Consider the following 17,750-nt stretch of genomic DNA (forward strand, 5'->3'; position numbering starts at 1 on the left):
GGGTCCTCACTCGTCCACGGCGCGTCGGCTGGCCCGCAGGTACAAGACCGCGAAGACCAGGGAAATGATTACCAGCACGTTGCCCAAAGCCGCACCTTCACCGAACTTGAACTCGTGGAAGGACAGATCGTAGGACTGCGTGGCGATGGTTTGGGTGGAGTTGGCCGGGCCCCCGTTGGTCAGGCCCAGGATGATGTCCAGCACCTTGAGTGTGTACACGACCCCCAGTACCAAGACCACGCTGACCACCGGGCGGAGCATGGGCCAGGTGATGTGCCGGAAAGATTTCCATCCGGTGGCACCATCAAGGGATCCGGCCTCGTAGAGCTCATCCGGGATCTCCTGAAGACCTCCGTAAAGAATGGTCAGGTTGAACGGGATACCGATCCAGATATTCACACCCACCACGGCAACCAAGGCCAGTGACGTGCTGGTCAGCCATGGAACGCCGGTATCAATGATGCCGATGTCTCCCAGGAAGCGGTTCAGTGCTCCGCTGTCTTTGTCCAGGATCCAACGCCACACGGCGCTGGAGACAATCAGCGGCAGCAGCCAGGGGAGAAGAAGCAGGGACCTCAGGATGCCGTTGAGCGGAAACTTGCGCTGGAAGAAGATCGCCAATGCGAGCCCGATCACGAACTGCCCAAGGATGGAGCCGATGGTGAACAGTGCGGTATTCAGCAACGACGTGGAGAATAACGACGACGACAGTACCGTCACGTAGTTGGCGAACCCCACCCACGGGGCTTCACCCGTGAAGAACGTGGCCGTGGTGTAGTCCTGGAAACTCATGACGACGTTCTTGACCACGGGGTAGCCGAAGAACAATGCCATGTAGATGACGGCCGGTACGAGGAACAGCCACTGGAAAAAACGTTCCTTGCGTTGGCGGCCAAACCGCCGCGGACCCCGTGGGGTCACCCGTGAGTGCTCCTTGGGCGGGCTCCCCGGGGGGAGTCCCGTTGTTTCAGATACATCCGTTGTCAATGACATGGCCGGCTGCTTACTGGCCCTGGGCTTGCTTGAGGGCATCAGCGGGGGAGGCATTGCCGGTCAGTGCGGTTTGGATGGCGGTGTAGATCTTGGTGGCTTGCGCCGGCCATTCTTCGCCGAGTTCTCCGGTTCGTGCGCGGGCTGTCTTGATCAGTTCAGTAAACGTTGCGAGCTTGGGATTTTCGCTGGCGAACTTGTCGGCCAAGGTGGTCTTGGACGGAATCGTGTTACGGACCTTGGCCATTGCCAACTGGTTCTCGTCGCTGTTCAGGCAGGCAACCACTTCGGCAGCCTTGGCCTGGCGGGCTTTGTTTCCTGTCTGGGGCACGGTCCATACTTCACCGCCGAGAGGGGCAACCGCGGTCTGCCCGGCTTCACGGACGGGGATCTTCACGACGCCGTATTGCAGGGTTGGCTGCTTGTCCAGGGCCGGGATCTGCCACGGACCGTTGACCATCATGGCCGCCTTTCCTGCCATGAACTGGTCCTTCACATCCGCCTGGGTCCAGTTCAGTGCCGATGACGATACTGAGCCGCTCTTGACCAGGTCGGTCCACAGCTGGAGCGCCTGCTCCGTCTCCTTGGTGTCGATCTTCTTCTCGTCGCCGCCGTTGGACCACATGACCGGAAGGAACTGCCAGGTGCCCTCGTAGGTGGGGTTGGCGTTGAAGGCCAGCCCGTACTGGTCTCCCGCGGTGAGTTTCGCCGCGGCGGCCTTGAGTTCGTCCCAAGTGGTGGGAGGCGTAACGCCGGCCTTGTCCAGAATGTCCTTGTTGTAGAACAGGGCGATCGTGTTCACTGTGGGAGCCAGTCCGTAGACCTTGTCCTTGTACGTTCCGGCACTCAGGACGCCTTCGGCAAAGTTGTCGGTACTGATCTTGAAGTCCGCCAAGGGAGTCAGGGCACCCGTCGCGGCTATCTGCTGCAAATCAGGGTTATCCAGCATCAGTACATCCGGCAGGGTCTTGGACGATGACTGCTGGAGTACTTTGGATATGAGTGATTTGCCGGGGACGGTCTCACGCTTGATGGTGACCCCTGCTTTGGTACCACAAGCAGTGAGGGCGTCGCCGATGAATGACTTGTCCGGTTCGTTGTTGTAGTAGTCCATGACCGAGACCTCGGTGACGGCTTCCGAGGATGATGCTGCGGAGGAGGATCCGCAGCCGGAGAGGGCAAGCGGCAATCCGACCAAGGCAGCGACGGCCAGGGCGGTGGGGCGGGTTTTCCTATGTGCTGACTTCATTGTCTGTTCCTTTTTCTTCGGGTGATCAAGGTAGTTGCGGCATCATCGATGCGTATCGACGATGCGTATCGATAAAGTTGTTGATACTGGAATGGGGCAGGGTTAATGCGGGGAAATGCTAGCTGCCGTGGGGTGGACGGAGCGTGCTGCCACGGTGCGTAACCACCGTGGGTACCAGTTCCAGGGATTCGTGTGGTCCCGGAGTTCCGGTTTCGAGGAGTTCGCAAATAATTTGTACAGCGCGCCGGGATACTTCCTTCGGGCGCAGATCGATGGTCGAAAGTGGCACGGGCTGCAGTTCGGCAAGGGTGGGAGAAGCGCTGCCGATGATGGAAACGTCCTTGCCGGGCGTTAGGCCACGCGCTGCCAGTGCGCGGCGGAGGATGTCCTGGATGGTGCGGTCAGGCGCAATGAAGGCCGGCACACCCTCCGCGGCGGCCAGCGCTTTGTCCACGGAATCCGTGATGGTTGCCACGTCAGCCCCTCCCGGGAAGTGCTGTACGGATACCCCCACGGATTCGGCTGCTCGGTCAACTCCGCGCATGAACCGGTCAACGTAATTCACGTGGCGGTTGACGACCGCCGGCTGCCATTCGATCATCGAGATGACTGAGTGTCCCGCGGCTGCCAGGTCACGGACGCATTGGCTGCCTGCCATCTCGAAATCCGCATCGATGCAGACCAGTCCGGAGGGATCCCGGGGAATGCCGATGAGCAGCACGGGGACATTGAGTGTCCTCGCTACGGGAAGCCGTTCGTCCTCGTCCTCCACCTGCATCAGGATCAAGCCGTCACAGATCTGCTGGCCCACCACCCTGCGGAGTCCTGCAGCGCCTTCGTCCTCGGTGACCAGCAGGATGTCGTGATCGAACTGCCTTGCTGTTGAGGCAATCACGGAAACGAATTCCATGAGGGAAGCCATTTCCAGCTCTGGAATGAAGGGGATGACCAACCCGATCACGCGCGTCCTGCGCCCGGCCAAGGCGCGGGCCCCGGCGTTCGGCTGGTACGTCAGCTCTTCGATGGCAGCTTCGACTTTTTTCCGGGTCTTTTCGGATATGGGGCGCTTGCCGCTCAGGACGTACGACACGGTACTCTGTGCAACGCCGGCGGCCTGGGCAACGTCCTTGCTGGTGGGCATTGCCAGGCCTCCTCAAGCTCTGTTGAACGGTGATGTGCAGTGAACAAAAATGATGTTGTCGATACGTATCGTCGATGCGTATCGAAAAAAGTATGACATGCGACACATCATTCGTGCAATGCTTTGGTGCAACCGCGTTGTCAGCTCAGGTGGTCAAAGTCACCCCGCGCCCATGCGGCATGCCGCGCGGCGGAGTTCCGAAGAACAGCTTTTGCGTCGGACCGGATGACGTTGTTGAAGTTGCCGTAGATCCGGTCAAAGGTCAGTTCGTCCAGCTGGGCGGCGATCCGCAACGCCACAGAACCTGACAGCGGCAAGTGGTTGGGGTAGCTCCGCATGAAGGAAACGGATCGGCGGTCCGGATTGGGAAAGACACTGTCGCCGGTCAGCAGGACTCCTCGACCTTCGGCCCCGGCTGCCCAGTGCACCACGGCGCTGCCGCGAAAATGGCCTCCGGTTTGGTGGAGTGTCAGCCCGTCGGCAATGTCGAAAGTTCCGGACCAGAAGGAGACCGCGGGATCCTGACGTCCCAGCCACTCCCTATCCGCTTCTGGCACCAGAACCGGAATTCCGCCCAGCCGTTGTGACCATTCCACCTGTACTCCGTACATATGCGGATGGCTGGCCGCGACGGCCAGGACCGGCCCGCGTCCCAGGACCATGTTCACCGCGTGGTCGTCCAGGTATCCGGGTGGATCCCACAACAGCGAACCGGCGGGAGTCACGACGAGTTGGGCCGTCTGGCCGATACCGACTTTCGGTTGCGTTCTGATTCCCATTAGTCCTGGTTCGTTATCTTCCAAGACTGCTTGCTGGCCGGCAGCGGCCAGCCCCTCCAGGGAAAGCCACTGCTGTCCGGCTTCGGGCACGTATTGCCGTTCGTCGGTGCAGATCGGACACAGATCGGGTACGGGTTCCTCGCGTTCGACAGCGCACGCTGCGCAGATCAACATGGCTTCTCCTCCCTGGGCGTCTGCCCACACTATGCCAGCAGAAAGTCCTCGTGGAAGGGGCGCCGTGGGGATCGTCACGCATGAAAACGGGTGCCAAATATGCGCGACGGGGTTTTCACCTGCATAGTTAATGTCTTGGGCTTGCATCGATGGGTACAGTCACCGCAAGAATGCAAGACGGAAACGAACAGGGGCTCGACTTGGCAGGGAATGCAACCTTCCGGCACAGCAATACCGCATTGCTCTCGGTGAGCAGCGTTGAAGCTCCCAGAATTGTGAGTTCGACGGATTTCGACCATAGGTTGGCTGCCACGCTGAAACGGCTGAAGTTTCCGCCGCGGTTGCTTGAGCGCGTGGCCGGAGTGACGCATCGAAGGTGGTGGGCGGCCGGTACGTCCTTCGACGATGCAGCAGTGGATGCCGGGGCAAAAGCCTTGGCTGAGGCCGGCGTCGAAGCTTCCGAAGTCGGCCTGCTCATCAACACCTCGGTGACAAGGCGCAACCTGGAACCCTCTGTTGCCGTGAAGATCCACCACGAGCTGGGCCTGCCGTCGTCGGCCATGAACTTTGACCTGGCCAATGCCTGCCTGGGTTTCGTGAACGGCTTGATCCTTGCGGCCAACATGATCGACTCCGGCCAGATTAAGTACGCCGTGATCGTCAATGGTGAAGATGCCCAAAGTACCCAGGAAGCTACCTTGGCACGCCTGCAGCGGCCGGAGACCACCCGGGACGATTTCAACCGCGAATTCGCCACCCTGACACTGGGATCCGGCGCCGCCGCCGCTGTCCTCGGCCCCGCGAACGAGCACCCGGGTGCGCATCGGCTGGTGGGCGGAGTGATGAGGGCCGGCACCGAACACCACGAATTGTGTGTGGGCGGCATTGACGGCATGAGCACCGATACGAAGGGCCTGCTTGACGGCGGCCTTCAACTGGTGGTGGATGCCTGGTACGAGGCCATGCCCGACTGGGACTGGGCTGCCATGGACCGCTACGTGACCCATCAGGTCAGCAATGCCTATACGCAGGCCATCATCAATGCCATCGATCTCGACCCGGACAAAGTCCCCATCACCTTCCCGCACTGGGGCAACGTTGGCCCTGCCTCCCTCCCCATGACCCTCGCTGCTGAGGCCCAGTCGCTGAGTTCTGGTGACCGGATCTTGTGCATGGGTGTGGGTTCCGGCCTCAATGCGGGGATGGTGGAGATCGTTTGGTAGCCACCAGCTGGCCAGGCGTGGATCCTGCATGGTCCCGGTCGATCGACGTCACGTCAACGTCGGCAGTGGATGCTCCCGGCACCACGCGGCGCTGGCACATTCTGGACAACGGTGCCCAGCTTGCCAGGCGGGGGCTGACCCCCATTGGCACGCTGCTGTGCGTTCATGGCAACCCAACCTGGTCCTATTTGTGGCGGACTCTGTTGTCTGCCGGATCCAACCCGGCCCATCCGTGGCGGGTAGTGGCTGTTGATCAACTGGACATGGGGTTTTCCGAGCGGACCGGCACCTTCCGCCGCTTGCAGGACCGGATCAACGATCTTGGCGACTTGAGCGATGCCTTGGAGCTCCAAGGACCGGTCACCACAGTAGGTCACGACTGGGGTGGAGTGATCAGCCTGGGCTGGGCGCTGGCGCACCAGGAACAGCTGGCCGGCGTGGTCCTGACGAATACCGCGGTCCATCAGCCGTCCGGTTCGCCCATCCCGCCGGCACTTCGCCTCGCTTTGCACCCTGCGGTGCACCGTTGGGGAACCACGACATCGGACGCCTTTTTGCGTGTCACCCATTCCCTCGCGCACCCACCAATGGCTGCCGATATTCGCAAGGCCTACATGGCGCCCTATCGTGGGGTGCAACGTCGGTCCGGGGTAGGTAACTTCGTAGCCGACATCCCGGTAGATGCAGCGCACCTCAGTTTCCCGGCGCTGCAGAGTATCGCGGAGGGCCTCCGTGGCCTGAAGGTCCCGGCGCTCATGATGTGGGGTCCAAGGGATCCCATCTTTTCCGACAGGTACCTCAAGGACCTCATCGATCGGCTCCCGCACGCGGATGTGCACCGCTTTGAAGGTGCCGGCCACCTGGTGGCCGAGGACCGGGACATTGCGTCACCACTCTTTCAGTGGCTCGCCGGGAATGAATCCACCCTTTCCAGCCAACAGGCCCTTTCATGCCACTCAAGCTTGCCCGACCCAGGCCAGCAAAGTGCCGAGGGGAACGGCCCGCCCCTGTTCCGTCCGTTCTGGGATTCTGTTGACGTGTTGGCAACGGGAACGGCCAGTGCAGAAACTGCTGTGGCCGAAATGGGTCCGGACGGCGCTGTCAGCCGCTCGCTGACATGGCACCAGCTGCACCGGAACATCCTGAACCTCGAGGCAGGACTGCGGGACATGGGCGTCGGTAAGGGAAGTCGCGTGAGCCTGATGGTCCCTCCCGGTGTGGATCTCACGGTCACCCTGTATGCCTGTTTGCGCCTCGGCGCCGTGGTAGTCGTTGCTGATGCGGGTCTGGGAACCAAAGGCCTGAGCCGGGCGGTGAAGGGTGCAACCGCGGACTTCATCGTCGGTATCGACAAGGCCCTGCTCGCGGCATCGCTGCTCGGGTGGCCCGGACGGCGGATCAGCGTGCGTGACCTGCCGGCCGTGCGGCGTCGTACCTTCGGGGTGGAAACCTCACTGGACGCCCTAATGCGGCGGGGAGCCGCGAGACCGGCAGCACAATCACCGGAATCAAGCGACCCCGATGCGCCGGCCGCAGTGCTTTTCACCTCCGGTTCCACCGGCCCCGCGAAAGGGGTCCTCTACACGCACCGCCAATTGACGGCAATGCGGGATACCGTAGCCGGGACGTTCGGCATCAAGGAAGGGTCCCGGCTCGTTGCGGGGTTCGCACCGTTTGCCCTCTTGGGCCCGGCGCTTGGCGCGGTTTCCGTCACTCCGGACATGGATGTTACGGCCCCCCGGACCCTGACGGCGCGGGCCTTGGCTGATGCTGTGACTGCCATCGACGCTACGGTGGTCTTCGCCGCGCCTGCGGCCCTCCACAATGTCGTGGCCACCGGCGACGCCTTGGACGAAACAGGGCGTGCGGCGTTGGGCCGTGTCAGCTTGCTCTTGTCCGCCGGGGCGCCGGTGCCCGAACCATTGCTTGTTGACGTGCAGAAGATCCTGCCGGGAGCGTCGTTGCACACCCCCTATGGCATGACGGAGGCACTCCCGGTCACGGACATCAGCCTCGAGGAAATCCAGGCGGCAGAAGCGGAAGCGGCAGCCGGAACTGTTCGCGGTGCCGGGAACGGCGTGTGCGTCGGAACGCCGGTGCAGGGTGCCCGCTTGGCAATCATCCCCTTGGAAGCGGACGGTACGGCGTCCGGGCCGGTTCCCGTGACAAGCCCGGGCGTAACCGGCGAAATCCTGGTGAGCGCGCCGCACGTCAAGGAAGCCTATGACAGGCTTTGGCTCACCCAGCAGGTGAGCGTCAATCCTGCTGGATGGCACCGCACCGGTGACGTAGGCCATTTCGACGCCGTTGGGCGGCTTTGGGTGGAAGGCCGCCTCGCCCACGTCGTGACCGCGCCCGGCGCTGTGGTGACACCGGTGGGCGCTGAGCAAGCCATTGAACGGTTGGATAGCATCCGCCTGGCTGCGATCGTGGGAGTGGGGCCGGCCGGCACCCAGGCTGTTGCCGCCGTCGTCGAAACTGTCCCGCCTGTCCGCAAAGCGGGTCCGGCCACGCCGCAACTTGCCGGCCACGTCAGGCGCGCGGCGCATGATGCCGGCGTCCAGGTGTCGGCCGTCCTGGCGGTACCTGCCCAGCCGACCGATATCCGGCACAACGCGAAGATCGACAGGGCCCGCTTGGCCCGATGGGCTTCGCGCGTCCTGGCCGGCGGCCGTCCGGGAACGCCATGAGGGTCCTTGTCACCGGTGCCAGCGGGCTGCTCGGGGGCGAAGTAGCCCGCTTGCTGGTCCGGCAGGGCCATGACGTGACCACCTTCCAGAGACGGCCTTCCGGAGTTGTCGGCGCTGTGGATGTTTGCGGATCTGTGACGGATGGATCCGCCGTTATGCGCGCCGTGGACGGCACGGAAGGGATCATCCACCTGGCTGCGAAGGTCTCGTTCGCCGGCCGTGCCGAGGACTTCCATGCCATCAACGTCGAAGGAACCCAGCGTCTGATTGACGCCGCGCAGGCGGCCGGAGTGGGGGACACCGTGTTTGTCTCTTCTCCATCGGTTGCGAACTCCGGGCAGGCGATCGCCGGTCTCGGCGCGGAAACGGCCGACCCGTTGCGCGCCCACGGTCACTACTCACGCACCAAGGCGGAAGCAGAGCTGCTTGCCTTGGCCGCGGATTCTCCGGGCTTCCGGGTTGCCGCCGTCCGGCCACACACTGTGTGGGGTCCCGGCGATACGCAGCTGGTGGAGCGCGTCCTGGCGCGGGCCAATAGCAACCGCTTGCCCCTCCTGGATGCCGGTGCAGCCCTCATCGACACTACCTACGTGGACAATGCTGCGTCTGCGATTGTTGCTGCCCTGCACCGGATGGATGCTGTTCATGGCAGGGCCGTGGTGGTCAGCAACGGTGAGCCGCGACCCATCGGCGAGCTGCTGGCAGGGATCTGTGCTGCGGGTGGCGTGCAGGCGCCGTCGTGGACAGTGCCGGGTGTTGCAGCGAGGGCGGCAGGAGCCGTGGTTGAGAAACTGTGGACGTGGGCAGCCCGTAAGGAGGAACCTCCCATGACCAGGTTCCTTGCCGAGCAGCTTTCAACAGCCCACTGGTTTGACCAGCGTGAAACCCGCCGGCTCCTCGATTGGTCGCCGGAGGTGTCCCTCGACGAGGGGTTGGCCAGGCTTGCGGAGTATTACGGGCAGGGAAGGGGCGGGGCGGCCAGCCGGGCAGCGGCGGGAGCGCCGCCTTGGACAGGACGCTGAACCTCTACCGAAAGGGCTGACATGGCACTGAAAGCTGGAACCCACGTTGAGTGGAACACTCCCCAGGGCAAGACACACGGCAAAATCATTGAAAAGAAAACCAGCGACTTCCAGCTGGATGGCAACACCCACCGCGCCAGCGAAGACGAGCCGCAATACGTGGTGGAATCGGACAAAACCGGAGCGCGGGCGGCCCATAAGGGTTCCGCGCTCACCGAGGTGAAATAGCCCGACGGTCAGGGTTTCTCTTTCTCCGGGGCCGGACGTGGCAATGAGGTGCCCTGAAGCTGGCGAAGAGCCAGCAACGGAAACAGCAGGACGGAGAGCATTCCTGCGCCGACCAACCCTGATGCGATGCCACTGGAAATCAGATCGTGATCCCTGCCAATGGCCGTGACAGCCACGATGACCGGCAAACCCGTGGCACCAAAAAGAACGATCGCGCGCTTCGCAGCCGCCGTGGCGCCCACCGGCGCTGCCAGCACGCAGGGCAATCCACGGACCAGGAGGAGCAAGCCGAGGAACAACGGAACCATCGCCAAGGCCAGGGGACTCGACGTCAAGGAAGCCAGCTCGAAGTCAATGCCCGTGTCGATAAAGAAGACCGGGACCAGGAACCCGAAGGCGATCGCGTCGACTTTCCTCTCGATGACGGTCCGCTCCGCCTCCGGCGCCCTGGCGATGGCAACTTTCCACAGCACCCCCGCCGCGAAGGCCCCGAGCAACATGTCAAGACCCAGCAGCGTACTCAGGACTACCAGCAAGCTGAGGATAAGCATGATGGACCGTACGGCGAACTGTCCGCTGGTGTGGAGTGTCCGGGTGATGTGCGAATGGAACAGTACGTGCCGTGAGCGCGAGGCCAGGAATATCGCTGCTGCCGTCAGGAGAACGAATCCAAGAAGCACTGCGGATGCTGCTCCCAGCTGCCTGCCGCTGAAGAAGAGCGAGATGGCGACCAGTGGGCCAAACTCGCCCACGGCCCCCAAAGCGGTGACGGCGATGCCAGTCGGCGACTTCGCCTGGCCGGCGTCCCGCAGGATGGGCAGCAGGGTGCCCAACGCGGTGGAACAGAGCGCGACGCCGATAATCACCGCCGGCTCGGCGGCGGACGTCAGAGCAAAGCCGGCAGCCACGCCGGCCGCCAGGGAGATGACCCAGCCGGCGGAAGCCCGGTCAAGGGGACGGCCGCGTATCGCCCTGAAGTCGATTTCGTTGCCGGCGACGAAGAACAGCATGGCCAGCCCGAAGTCGGCCAAGGTATCCGTGAACTGGGTGGACTGGACCCAACCCAGCAGGCTGGGTCCGAGGAGCATGCCAAGGACGATCTCGAAAACCACGATTGGCACTTTCACCGCGCGCTCCACGAAGCGTGCGGCGAGGGGTGCTGCGACGGCCATGGCCGCGATGAGGACCAGGGACACGGACAAGCTTTGCATCACGGGTCCCTTCGATTTCCGGACCGCTTCGGGTGATGTAGGCGCACAGCTCTACTCCCACCGTGGGACGTGGCGTGTCAGGGTTTTCCGGGCCATTCCCGGCCGGCCCAGGGGTCGTAATCGGCAATAAGCTCCTGCTGTGGGGGGCGGTCCGGTTCCGGAACGTGCTGCAGGTTGACCCGGACCCGATACCACAGCGAGCTCGATCCGCGCATGCCGTCGATCAGAACGTCTGCCGGATGCAGTTTGGGAACGACGCCTTCGTGCAGTTCCTTCCATTGCTCGAGGGCCTTAAGCGCTTCGGGCTTGGTCTTGGTCCGCGCTACCTCGATCAGAGGCATTGAGGATGTCCGTCGGCCGGAACCATCACCGGCACGCGGTGCCTTCTCAGCCGGGCCGAGTTCTGCGGCCAAGGCAAGCAGCCCGTCCAGCGAGCCGGCCGCGTCATCGATTCCGGAATGCGGATCACCTATCGCGGCGAATCGTTCCGGAACAGTTAGTACCGTGAACTGTTCCGGGCGCGCGGAGCGGACTTCATCCCAGGTGAGCGGCATGGAGACCCGGGCGTCGGGCCGCGACCGAATGGAGTAGGCGGATGCCACCGTGCGGTCCTTGGCATTTTGGTTGAAGTCCACGAAGACGCTCTCACCCCGTTCTTCCTTCCACCACCTTGCGGTGGCGAGCCCTGGCGCCCGGTTCTCCACCTCGCGTGCGAGGGTCTCGGCGGCCAACCGAACGTCCCTGAAGGTCCATCGGGGCGCAATCCGGACCAGGATGTGAAGTCCGCGTGAACCGCTTGTCTTGGGCCAGCCAACCAGCCCGACATCGCCGAGCACCTCACGCGCAACATACGCGGTGTCCACTATCTGCGACCAGTCCACCCCAGGCATGGGGTCGAGATCGACACGGAGTTCGTCGGGGTGTTCCAGGTCTTCTGCCCTGACCGGGTGCGGGTTGAGGTCCAGGCACCCCAGGTTGACCACCCACGCCAGGCCCGCGGCATCACGTATGACGGTCTCCTCCGCAGACGTCCCGGATGAATAGTGCAGCGTTGCAGTGTCGATGAAGCCGGGGTGGTTTTCCGGGACCCGTTTTTGGAAGAAAGGCTCCTCGTCAATGCCTTTTGGGAAGCGCTTCAGCACCATCGGCCTGCCGGCGGCCCCTCGGAGTGCACCTTCGGCAACGTCCAGGTAATAGCGGACAAGATCGAGCTTGCTCAACCCTGGCTCGCGAAAGACCACTTTGTCCGGGTTGGAGATACGGACTTCGGCGCCGCCAATGTCGAGTATCTCCGCCGGTGTCTTGGAGGGGCTCATGCGGTCACGCTAGCAATGAACATCGGATCCAACCAGAGCGCGGGGAAGGAAAAATCGAAACCTTGGCTGTCTGCTGCGTAGGGATAATCCGCGGACTGGCTTTAAAAATATAAGTAGGTATGGTGTTGTCATAAGCAAAGAACAAGGAGATGGAAAGGAGATGGAAATGTCCGGTAATCACCCAATGGTGCAAAAATAAAAAAGCAGGGCAAGACCATTCTGGAAAAGCGTGCGGAAAAGCGGGCAAAGGCTGAAACAAGCGACACCGTCTTTTCCAAGCCCAGGAAAAACCAACGATAAGCCGTGCCGAGGCCGCCCACAATGGCGTGGGGCCTCGCCAGTTAGCAGGTGGCACCAACCCTCGGCGGGCTTCATAGAGAACAGTTACTGTCGCTTGGAATTGAGAGTTGCAGCAATGGAAAACCAGATTTTGCCAAAGATAGTTGCCTTGATTGTGCCTGCCCGCCTGGCTGAGCGGGTTCGCCTGGAGGAAATCGGACAAACAGTGGAAGCGTGCCAGTCAATCGTCGAAGGAAATGTTGAAGCAATAGACGGGCAAGGCTGGCATGTCCTTCTGAACGACCAGGCAATTCATATTCCTTTGCCCCTGAATCCGCGCGCAGAGGTCCTGATACGTGAAGCGGGCACGTCCTTGGAAGACACCGTCAGCGGCAATGCCGTGTTCCTGGGACACGGAACCGGGGGATTGGAGGAGGACGTCCCCGACTACCTCGTGGGCCTGGCGGAGCGCCTGTTCGAGGTCCGGCTGGCGGCGTAGGCCGGACCTGCTCCCAGGCGTTGATGAGGCTGGCCGACTATATTGGCCATGTCAGCCCACCACCACAATTGAGGGAGCTTGCACAGCATGGCCAAAGAACTTGCCACCCAACTCATCGAACAACTCCAAGCTGCGGGCGTGCAGCGGATTTATGGAATCGTGGGCGACAGCCTCAATCCAATTGTTGACGCTGTCCGTCAGACAGGCGGCTCGAAAAACGGGGGCATTGACTGGATCCACGTCCGCCACGAGGAGGCGGCTGCATTTGCTGCTGCGGCTGAAGCGCAACTAACGGGAAAGCTGGCCGTCTGCGCAGGATCTTGTGGTCCAGGCAACCTTCACCTGATCAACGGCCTGTACGACGCCAACCGCACCGGCGCTCCGGTCCTGGCCATTGCGTCACATATTCCTAGCAGGCAGATTGGCAGCGGCTTCTTCCAGGAGACCCACCCGGACCGGCTCTTCAACGAGTGCTCCGTGTACTCCGAGCTCATTAGCACCCCCGAGCAAGCTCCACGTGTCATGCATAGCGCCATCCAGAATGCGGTTGGCCTGGGGGGAGTGGCCGTCGTGACGCTTCCCGGCGACATTGCAGATCTTGAGGCGGCAGCACCGACGCCCCTTCCGGCGACGTTCCGTCCCGCCAGTCTGGTGCCTGACCAGGCGAGTGTCCGCGAGCTGGCGGATGCCATTAACGACGCCGGAAAGGTGGCCATTTTCGCCGGAGCAGGCGTTGCGGGCGCCCACGACGAATTGATCTCACTGGCTGAGCTGATCAACGCGCCCATTGGGCACTCGTTGCGGGGCAAGGACTTTGTCCAGTACGACAACCCGTTCGATATCGGCATGACGGGCTTGCTGGGTTACGGAGCTGCGGCGGAAGGCATCGAGGACGCGGATCTCTTGATCCTTCTCGGGACGGACTTCCCGTACGACCAGTTCCTTCCGGACACCCGGACAGCCCAAGTGGACCGGGCGGCGCAGCGCCTGGGGCGACGCACCGACGTCGACATTGCCGTTCACGGTGACGTGCTGCCTACCCTGAACGCCCTCCTGCCACTGGTCCGGCCCAAGAAGAACCGCCGCTTCCTCGACCAGATGCTCAAGAAGCACGATCGCCTGATGAACAAGGCGGTGGGGGCCTACACCCGCAAAGTGGAAAAGAAACAACCCATCCACCCGGAATATGCCGCCTCGCTCCTGGACCAGGTAGCGGCCGAAGACGCGGTTTTCACCGCCGATACCGGCATGTGCAACGTCTGGACGGCGCGCTACATCAATCCCCTGGGGACCCGTCGCCTCATCGGCTCCTACCTCCATGGGTCCATGGCCAACGCGCTTCCGCATGCCATCGGCGCCCAGGTGGCCTATCCGGAGCGACAGGTGGTGTCTGTCTCCGGTGACGGAGGCCTTTCAATGCTGCTCGGCGAGCTCGTGACCGTGGCCGCACACCAGTTGCCTGTGAAGGTGGTTGTGTTCAATAACTCCACCTTGGGCATGGTGAAGCTGGAGATGCTGGTGGATGGGCTGCCGGACTTCGGCGTGGATGTTCCCGACGCCAATTACGCCGCGGTGGCTAAGGCCCTGGGCTTCCACGCCGTGCGGGTCACGGACCCCGCCGACATTGAAGGTGCCTACCGCGCCGCATTCGCCCATCCCGGGCCAGCCTTGGTGGAACTCATCACCGACCCCAATGCGCTGTCCATTCCGCCGAAGATTTCCGGATCCCAGGTCATTGGATTCGCCACGGCCATGTCCAAGGTGGTCCTGAACCGGGGCGCCGGAGAAGCTGTGAGCATGGCACGCAGCAATCTCCGGAACATTCCCCGGCGTTAGCCTATTGGCCCAGGGCGGCGGCGAGGTAGGGTGCCGTGCGTCCCGAAGTGGAACGCGCGACGACGGCCGGCGGCCCTGCGATCATGATCTCCCCGCCGGCGTCGCCGCCACCGGGGCCCAGGTCGATGACCCAATCCGCCCCGGCCACCACGTCCATCTCGTGTTCGACCACCACTACCGTGTTGCCGGCATCGACCAGTCTGTGAAGCTGCGCCATCAAGAGTTGGACGTCGGCGGGATGCAGGCCGGTGGTGGGCTCATCCAACAGGTACAGGGTGTGGCCGCGTTGGACGCGTTGGAGCTCGGTGGCCAGTTTGATGCGTTGGGCTTCACCGCCGGACAGTTCCGTTGCGGGCTGACCCAACCGCAGGTATCCCAAGCCAACTTCCTTGAGGGTCTGCAGGCTGCGGGACACGGACGGCAGATCGGACAAGAAGGCAGCTGCGGCATTGACGGTCATGCCCAGGACGTCGGCGATGTTCTTCCCACGGTAGGTGACCTCGAGTGTTTCGGGGTTGAACCGCGAACCGTGGCATTCGGGGCACGGGCCGTAACTGCCGGGGAGGAACAGGAGCTCCACCGCCACGAACCCTTCGCCTTGGCAGATTTCGCAGCGGCCACCGGCTACGTTGAAAGAGAACCGGCCGGCTCCGAAGCCGCGGGCGCGTGCGTCGTCGGTGGCCGCGAATTCCTTCCGGACCCCATCGAACAGCCCGGTATAGGTGGCCAGGTTGGAACGCGGGGTCCGGCCGATGGGTTTTTGGTCGACCTGGACCAGCCGGTCGAGCTGGTGAAGGCCTGACACCAATGCCGGCGCGTCCGCGGCCCCGGCGTCCACGGCCAGGTTTTCGATGCCACCAGCACCGGCGTCGCCGGGTGACTCCGGATGGAGCCCGGCGCCCACCACGTCTGCGAGTACCCGGCTGACCAGGGTGGACTTCCCGGATCCCGAGACGCCCGTTACCGCCGTCATCACGCCCAGCGGGAAATCCACGTCCAGGTTCCGCAGATTGTGCCGGTGGACGTTCTTGAGCTGCAGCCAGTTGGTGGTTTCCCTGGCTGCCCGGGCTTCCTTTGCTTCCCGGGGCGTGTGTCCGGTCCCGGTGGCGACATGGCCGTCGTCGGCCGCTTCTTTGGCTCGGTCGCCGCTGGCGCCGTCAGGGAAAAGGAACGGGCGGGTGACGGAATCCGCCACAGCCTCCAGCCCCGCCACAGGGCCACTGTAAAGTATCTGGCCACCTCCTTCGCCGGCGTGCGGCCCCACGTCCACCAACCAGTCAGCGGCGCGAACGAAGTCCATGTTGTGTTCGACCACAAACACCGAATTACCGGAGCTTTTGAGCGTGTCCAGCACGGCGAGGAGCGGTTCGGCATCGGCCGGGTGGAGGCCTGCGGAGGGCTCGTCCAGGACGTAGATCACGCCGAAAAGGCCGGAGCGGAGCTGCGTGGCGATCCGGAGGCGTTGCATTTCGCCGGGGGAGAGGGTGGGCGTCGGACGGCCCAAGGCGAGGTACCCCAGGCCCAGATCCAGCAGCACGGTGATGCGGTTGAGGAGATCGCGGGTTATGGCGATTGCTACCTCGTTGGTCTCGCCGGAGGTCTGGGTACGGGATGCTGTGCTGGCCGAGGTGGCCTCCGTGATGGGACGGATCAGACGGGCCAGTTCGGTCATGGGCAACGCGTTGAGTTCGGCGATGGTCTTGCCTGCGAAAGTTACCGCCAACGCTTCCGGCCTGAGTCCGCTGCCTCCGCACATGGGACACCGTCCCGTCTCCATGAAACGAAGTACGCGGTCTCGCATGGTGCTGCTCTTGGAATCCGCGAGGGTGTGCAGGACGTAGCTTTTCGCGCTCCAGAAACGGCCCTTGTACGGCTTGGCCACACGATCCCTTTGCGGCGTCACTTCCACCACCGGTTGTTCGTCGGTGAAGAGGATCCAGTCGCGGTCCTTTTTGGGGAGCTTCTTCCACGGCGTATCGACGTCGTATCCCAAGTGGCTGAGGATGTCGCGGAGATTCTTGCCCTGCCAGGCTCCCGGCCACGCTGCGATGGCACCGTCCCTGATGCTCAGGGACGTATCGGGGACGAGGGATTCCTCGCTTACGGTGTGGGCCACGCCCAGGCCGTGGCATTCGGGGCACGCGCCGGCGGCCGTGTTCGGCGAGAAAGCGTCGGAGTCGAGCTGGCTTGCCCCTTCCGGGTACCTGCCTGCACGTGAGAAGAGCATCCGCAGCGAGTTGGACAGTGTTGTGAGCGTGCCGACGCTTGACCGGGCGGTTGCCGTTCCCCTGCGTTGTTGAAGCGCGACGGCGGGCGGCAGCCCCGTGATTGACTCAACCTTGGGGTTGTGGCCCTGTTGGATCAGGCGTCGGGCGTAGGGGGCGACGGATTCGAAATAGCGTCGCTGGGCCTCGGCGAAGATTGTGCCGAAAGCCAAGGAGGACTTTCCGGATCCCGACACTCCAGTGAAGGCCACGATAGCGTCGCGGGGAACATCGACGTCCACGTTGCGGAGGTTGTTCTCCTTGGCTCCGCGCACCTGGACGAAACCACCGTCAAGGTCGCCGGAGTTCAGGGGCGGTTGGGCGGCTTCGGTCCCGCTGGCGATTGTCAGTTTACTGTCCATTGGTACGACTCTATCGGCCTGACGGACTGTGTGGCCCATGCGGCCTGGGGCGCAGCCGGAGGCATAGCCGGCCGCCGGTCTTAGTCGCGCTCGATGGCGGCCACAGCGCTGATCTCAACCAAGGCGCCGGGTACACCCAGCCCGGCGACAAAGGCCGCGGTCACCAAGGGTGGTTCGTCTGAGGCAAGCCTGGACGCAATTGCCCCGTATCCTGCCGCGAGGTCGGCTCCGTCAACGAACAGGACATTCCACTGGATGACATCACCAAGGCTGGCACCTGCCGCTTGCAGGGCGGTTTCAGCATTGTCGAGGGCGTGCGCGGACTGGATGGCCGCGTCCCCTTCGCCAATGAGCCTTCCACTGGCGTCAACGGCGTTCTGCCCACCGATGTAGATGGTGGTCGCGCCCGGCGGAACCACGGCAACGTGGCTGAAGGCCGGGCTTGAGACAAGCCCCTCGGGACGGATGCGCTGTATGGGTGCCATGA

At 63.1% G+C, this 17,750-nt stretch carries 14 protein-coding genes; 6 read left to right on the forward strand and 8 right to left on the reverse strand.

Annotated features, from left to right (window positions below):
- Positions 1 to 6: 6 nt before the first annotated feature.
- The 4 genes from PV760_RS11685 to PV760_RS11700 all read right to left on the reverse strand — a co-directional run bounded on the left by PV760_RS11685 (position 7) and on the right by PV760_RS11700 (position 4,333).
- Positions 7 to 993 (reverse strand): carbohydrate ABC transporter permease, encoded by a 987-nt coding sequence (locus PV760_RS11685; protein WP_026267436.1) that lies wholly within the window; start codon positions 991 to 993, stop codon positions 7 to 9.
- A 10-nt stretch (positions 994 to 1,003) separates the two neighbouring features.
- Positions 1,004 to 2,239: a sugar ABC transporter substrate-binding protein gene (locus PV760_RS11690; RefSeq protein WP_354627804.1), complete on the reverse strand. Its 1,236-nt coding sequence runs from the start codon at positions 2,237 to 2,239 to the stop codon at positions 1,004 to 1,006.
- A gap of 118 nt (positions 2,240 to 2,357) precedes the next feature.
- Entirely contained in the window at positions 2,358 to 3,380 is a 1,023-nt protein-coding gene (locus tag PV760_RS11695) for a LacI family DNA-binding transcriptional regulator (protein WP_193590486.1), read from the reverse strand.
- A 140-nt stretch (positions 3,381 to 3,520) separates the two neighbouring features.
- Positions 3,521 to 4,333, reverse strand: coding sequence for an MBL fold metallo-hydrolase (locus PV760_RS11700; RefSeq protein WP_354627805.1), 813 nt, complete (start codon positions 4,331 to 4,333; stop codon positions 3,521 to 3,523).
- Between the two features lie 170 nt (positions 4,334 to 4,503).
- Between PV760_RS11700 and PV760_RS11705 the strand changes: the two genes are divergently transcribed.
- Genes PV760_RS11705 through PV760_RS11720 form a run of 4 tightly spaced genes read left to right on the forward strand, consistent with a single transcriptional unit; the run spans position 4,504 to position 9,496 of the window.
- Complete coding sequence (locus PV760_RS11705) at positions 4,504 to 5,556, forward strand: 3-oxoacyl-ACP synthase III (protein WP_354627806.1); 1,053 nt, start codon at positions 4,504 to 4,506, stop codon at positions 5,554 to 5,556.
- Positions 5,550 to 8,246, forward strand: coding sequence for an alpha/beta fold hydrolase (locus PV760_RS11710; protein WP_354627807.1), 2,697 nt, complete (start codon positions 5,550 to 5,552; stop codon positions 8,244 to 8,246). Before PV760_RS11705 ends, PV760_RS11710 begins: the two co-directional genes overlap by 7 nt.
- A complete protein-coding gene (locus tag PV760_RS11715; protein WP_354627808.1) occupies positions 8,243 to 9,268 on the forward strand; it encodes an NAD-dependent epimerase/dehydratase family protein in 1,026 nt (341 codons plus the stop codon). The genes PV760_RS11710 and PV760_RS11715 overlap by 4 nt, the downstream gene beginning before the upstream one ends.
- A gap of 21 nt (positions 9,269 to 9,289) precedes the next feature.
- Positions 9,290 to 9,496 (forward strand): hypervirulence associated TUDOR domain-containing protein, encoded by a 207-nt coding sequence (locus PV760_RS11720; RefSeq protein WP_018779657.1) that lies wholly within the window; start codon positions 9,290 to 9,292, stop codon positions 9,494 to 9,496.
- A gap of 8 nt (positions 9,497 to 9,504) precedes the next feature.
- Here the strand turns inward: PV760_RS11720 and PV760_RS11725 are convergent, their stop codons facing one another.
- Together PV760_RS11725 and ligD are read right to left on the reverse strand one after the other, a co-directional pair.
- The gene (locus PV760_RS11725) at positions 9,505 to 10,707 is read right to left on the reverse strand and encodes a cation:proton antiporter (RefSeq protein WP_354627809.1); all 1,203 of its coding nucleotides are present in this window, start codon (positions 10,705 to 10,707) and stop codon (positions 9,505 to 9,507) included.
- Positions 10,708 to 10,784: 77 nt separating this feature from the next.
- Positions 10,785 to 12,023 carry a non-homologous end-joining DNA ligase gene (gene ligD / locus PV760_RS11730; protein ID WP_055976147.1) on the reverse strand — a complete coding sequence of 413 codons (1,239 nt, stop codon included), beginning with the start codon at positions 12,021 to 12,023 and terminating at the stop codon, positions 10,785 to 10,787.
- 415 nt (positions 12,024 to 12,438) lie between these two features.
- Between ligD and PV760_RS11735 the strand changes: the two genes are divergently transcribed.
- Positions 12,439 to 12,801 (forward strand): DUF3846 domain-containing protein, encoded by a 363-nt coding sequence (locus PV760_RS11735; protein ID WP_079581254.1) that lies wholly within the window; start codon positions 12,439 to 12,441, stop codon positions 12,799 to 12,801.
- 87 nt (positions 12,802 to 12,888) lie between these two features.
- Positions 12,889 to 14,637, forward strand: coding sequence for a pyruvate dehydrogenase (locus PV760_RS11740; protein WP_039241116.1), 1,749 nt, complete (start codon positions 12,889 to 12,891; stop codon positions 14,635 to 14,637).
- A gap of 1 nt (position 14,638) precedes the next feature.
- On the opposite strand, the gene PV760_RS11745 is transcribed toward PV760_RS11740, so the two are convergent.
- Both PV760_RS11745 and PV760_RS11750 read right to left on the reverse strand, forming a co-directional pair.
- Positions 14,639 to 17,263 carry an excinuclease ABC subunit UvrA gene (locus PV760_RS11745; protein ID WP_318257063.1) on the reverse strand — a complete coding sequence of 875 codons (2,625 nt, stop codon included), beginning with the start codon at positions 17,261 to 17,263 and terminating at the stop codon, positions 14,639 to 14,641.
- Positions 17,264 to 17,343: 80 nt separating this feature from the next.
- Positions 17,344 to 17,748 carry a RidA family protein gene (locus tag PV760_RS11750; protein ID WP_079581252.1) on the reverse strand — a complete coding sequence of 135 codons (405 nt, stop codon included), beginning with the start codon at positions 17,746 to 17,748 and terminating at the stop codon, positions 17,344 to 17,346.
- Positions 17,749 to 17,750 lie beyond the last annotated feature (2 nt).

The organism is Paenarthrobacter sp. CC6 (genome assembly GCF_040560085.1).
Lineage (GTDB): Bacteria > Actinomycetota > Actinomycetes > Actinomycetales > Micrococcaceae > Arthrobacter > Arthrobacter nicotinovorans.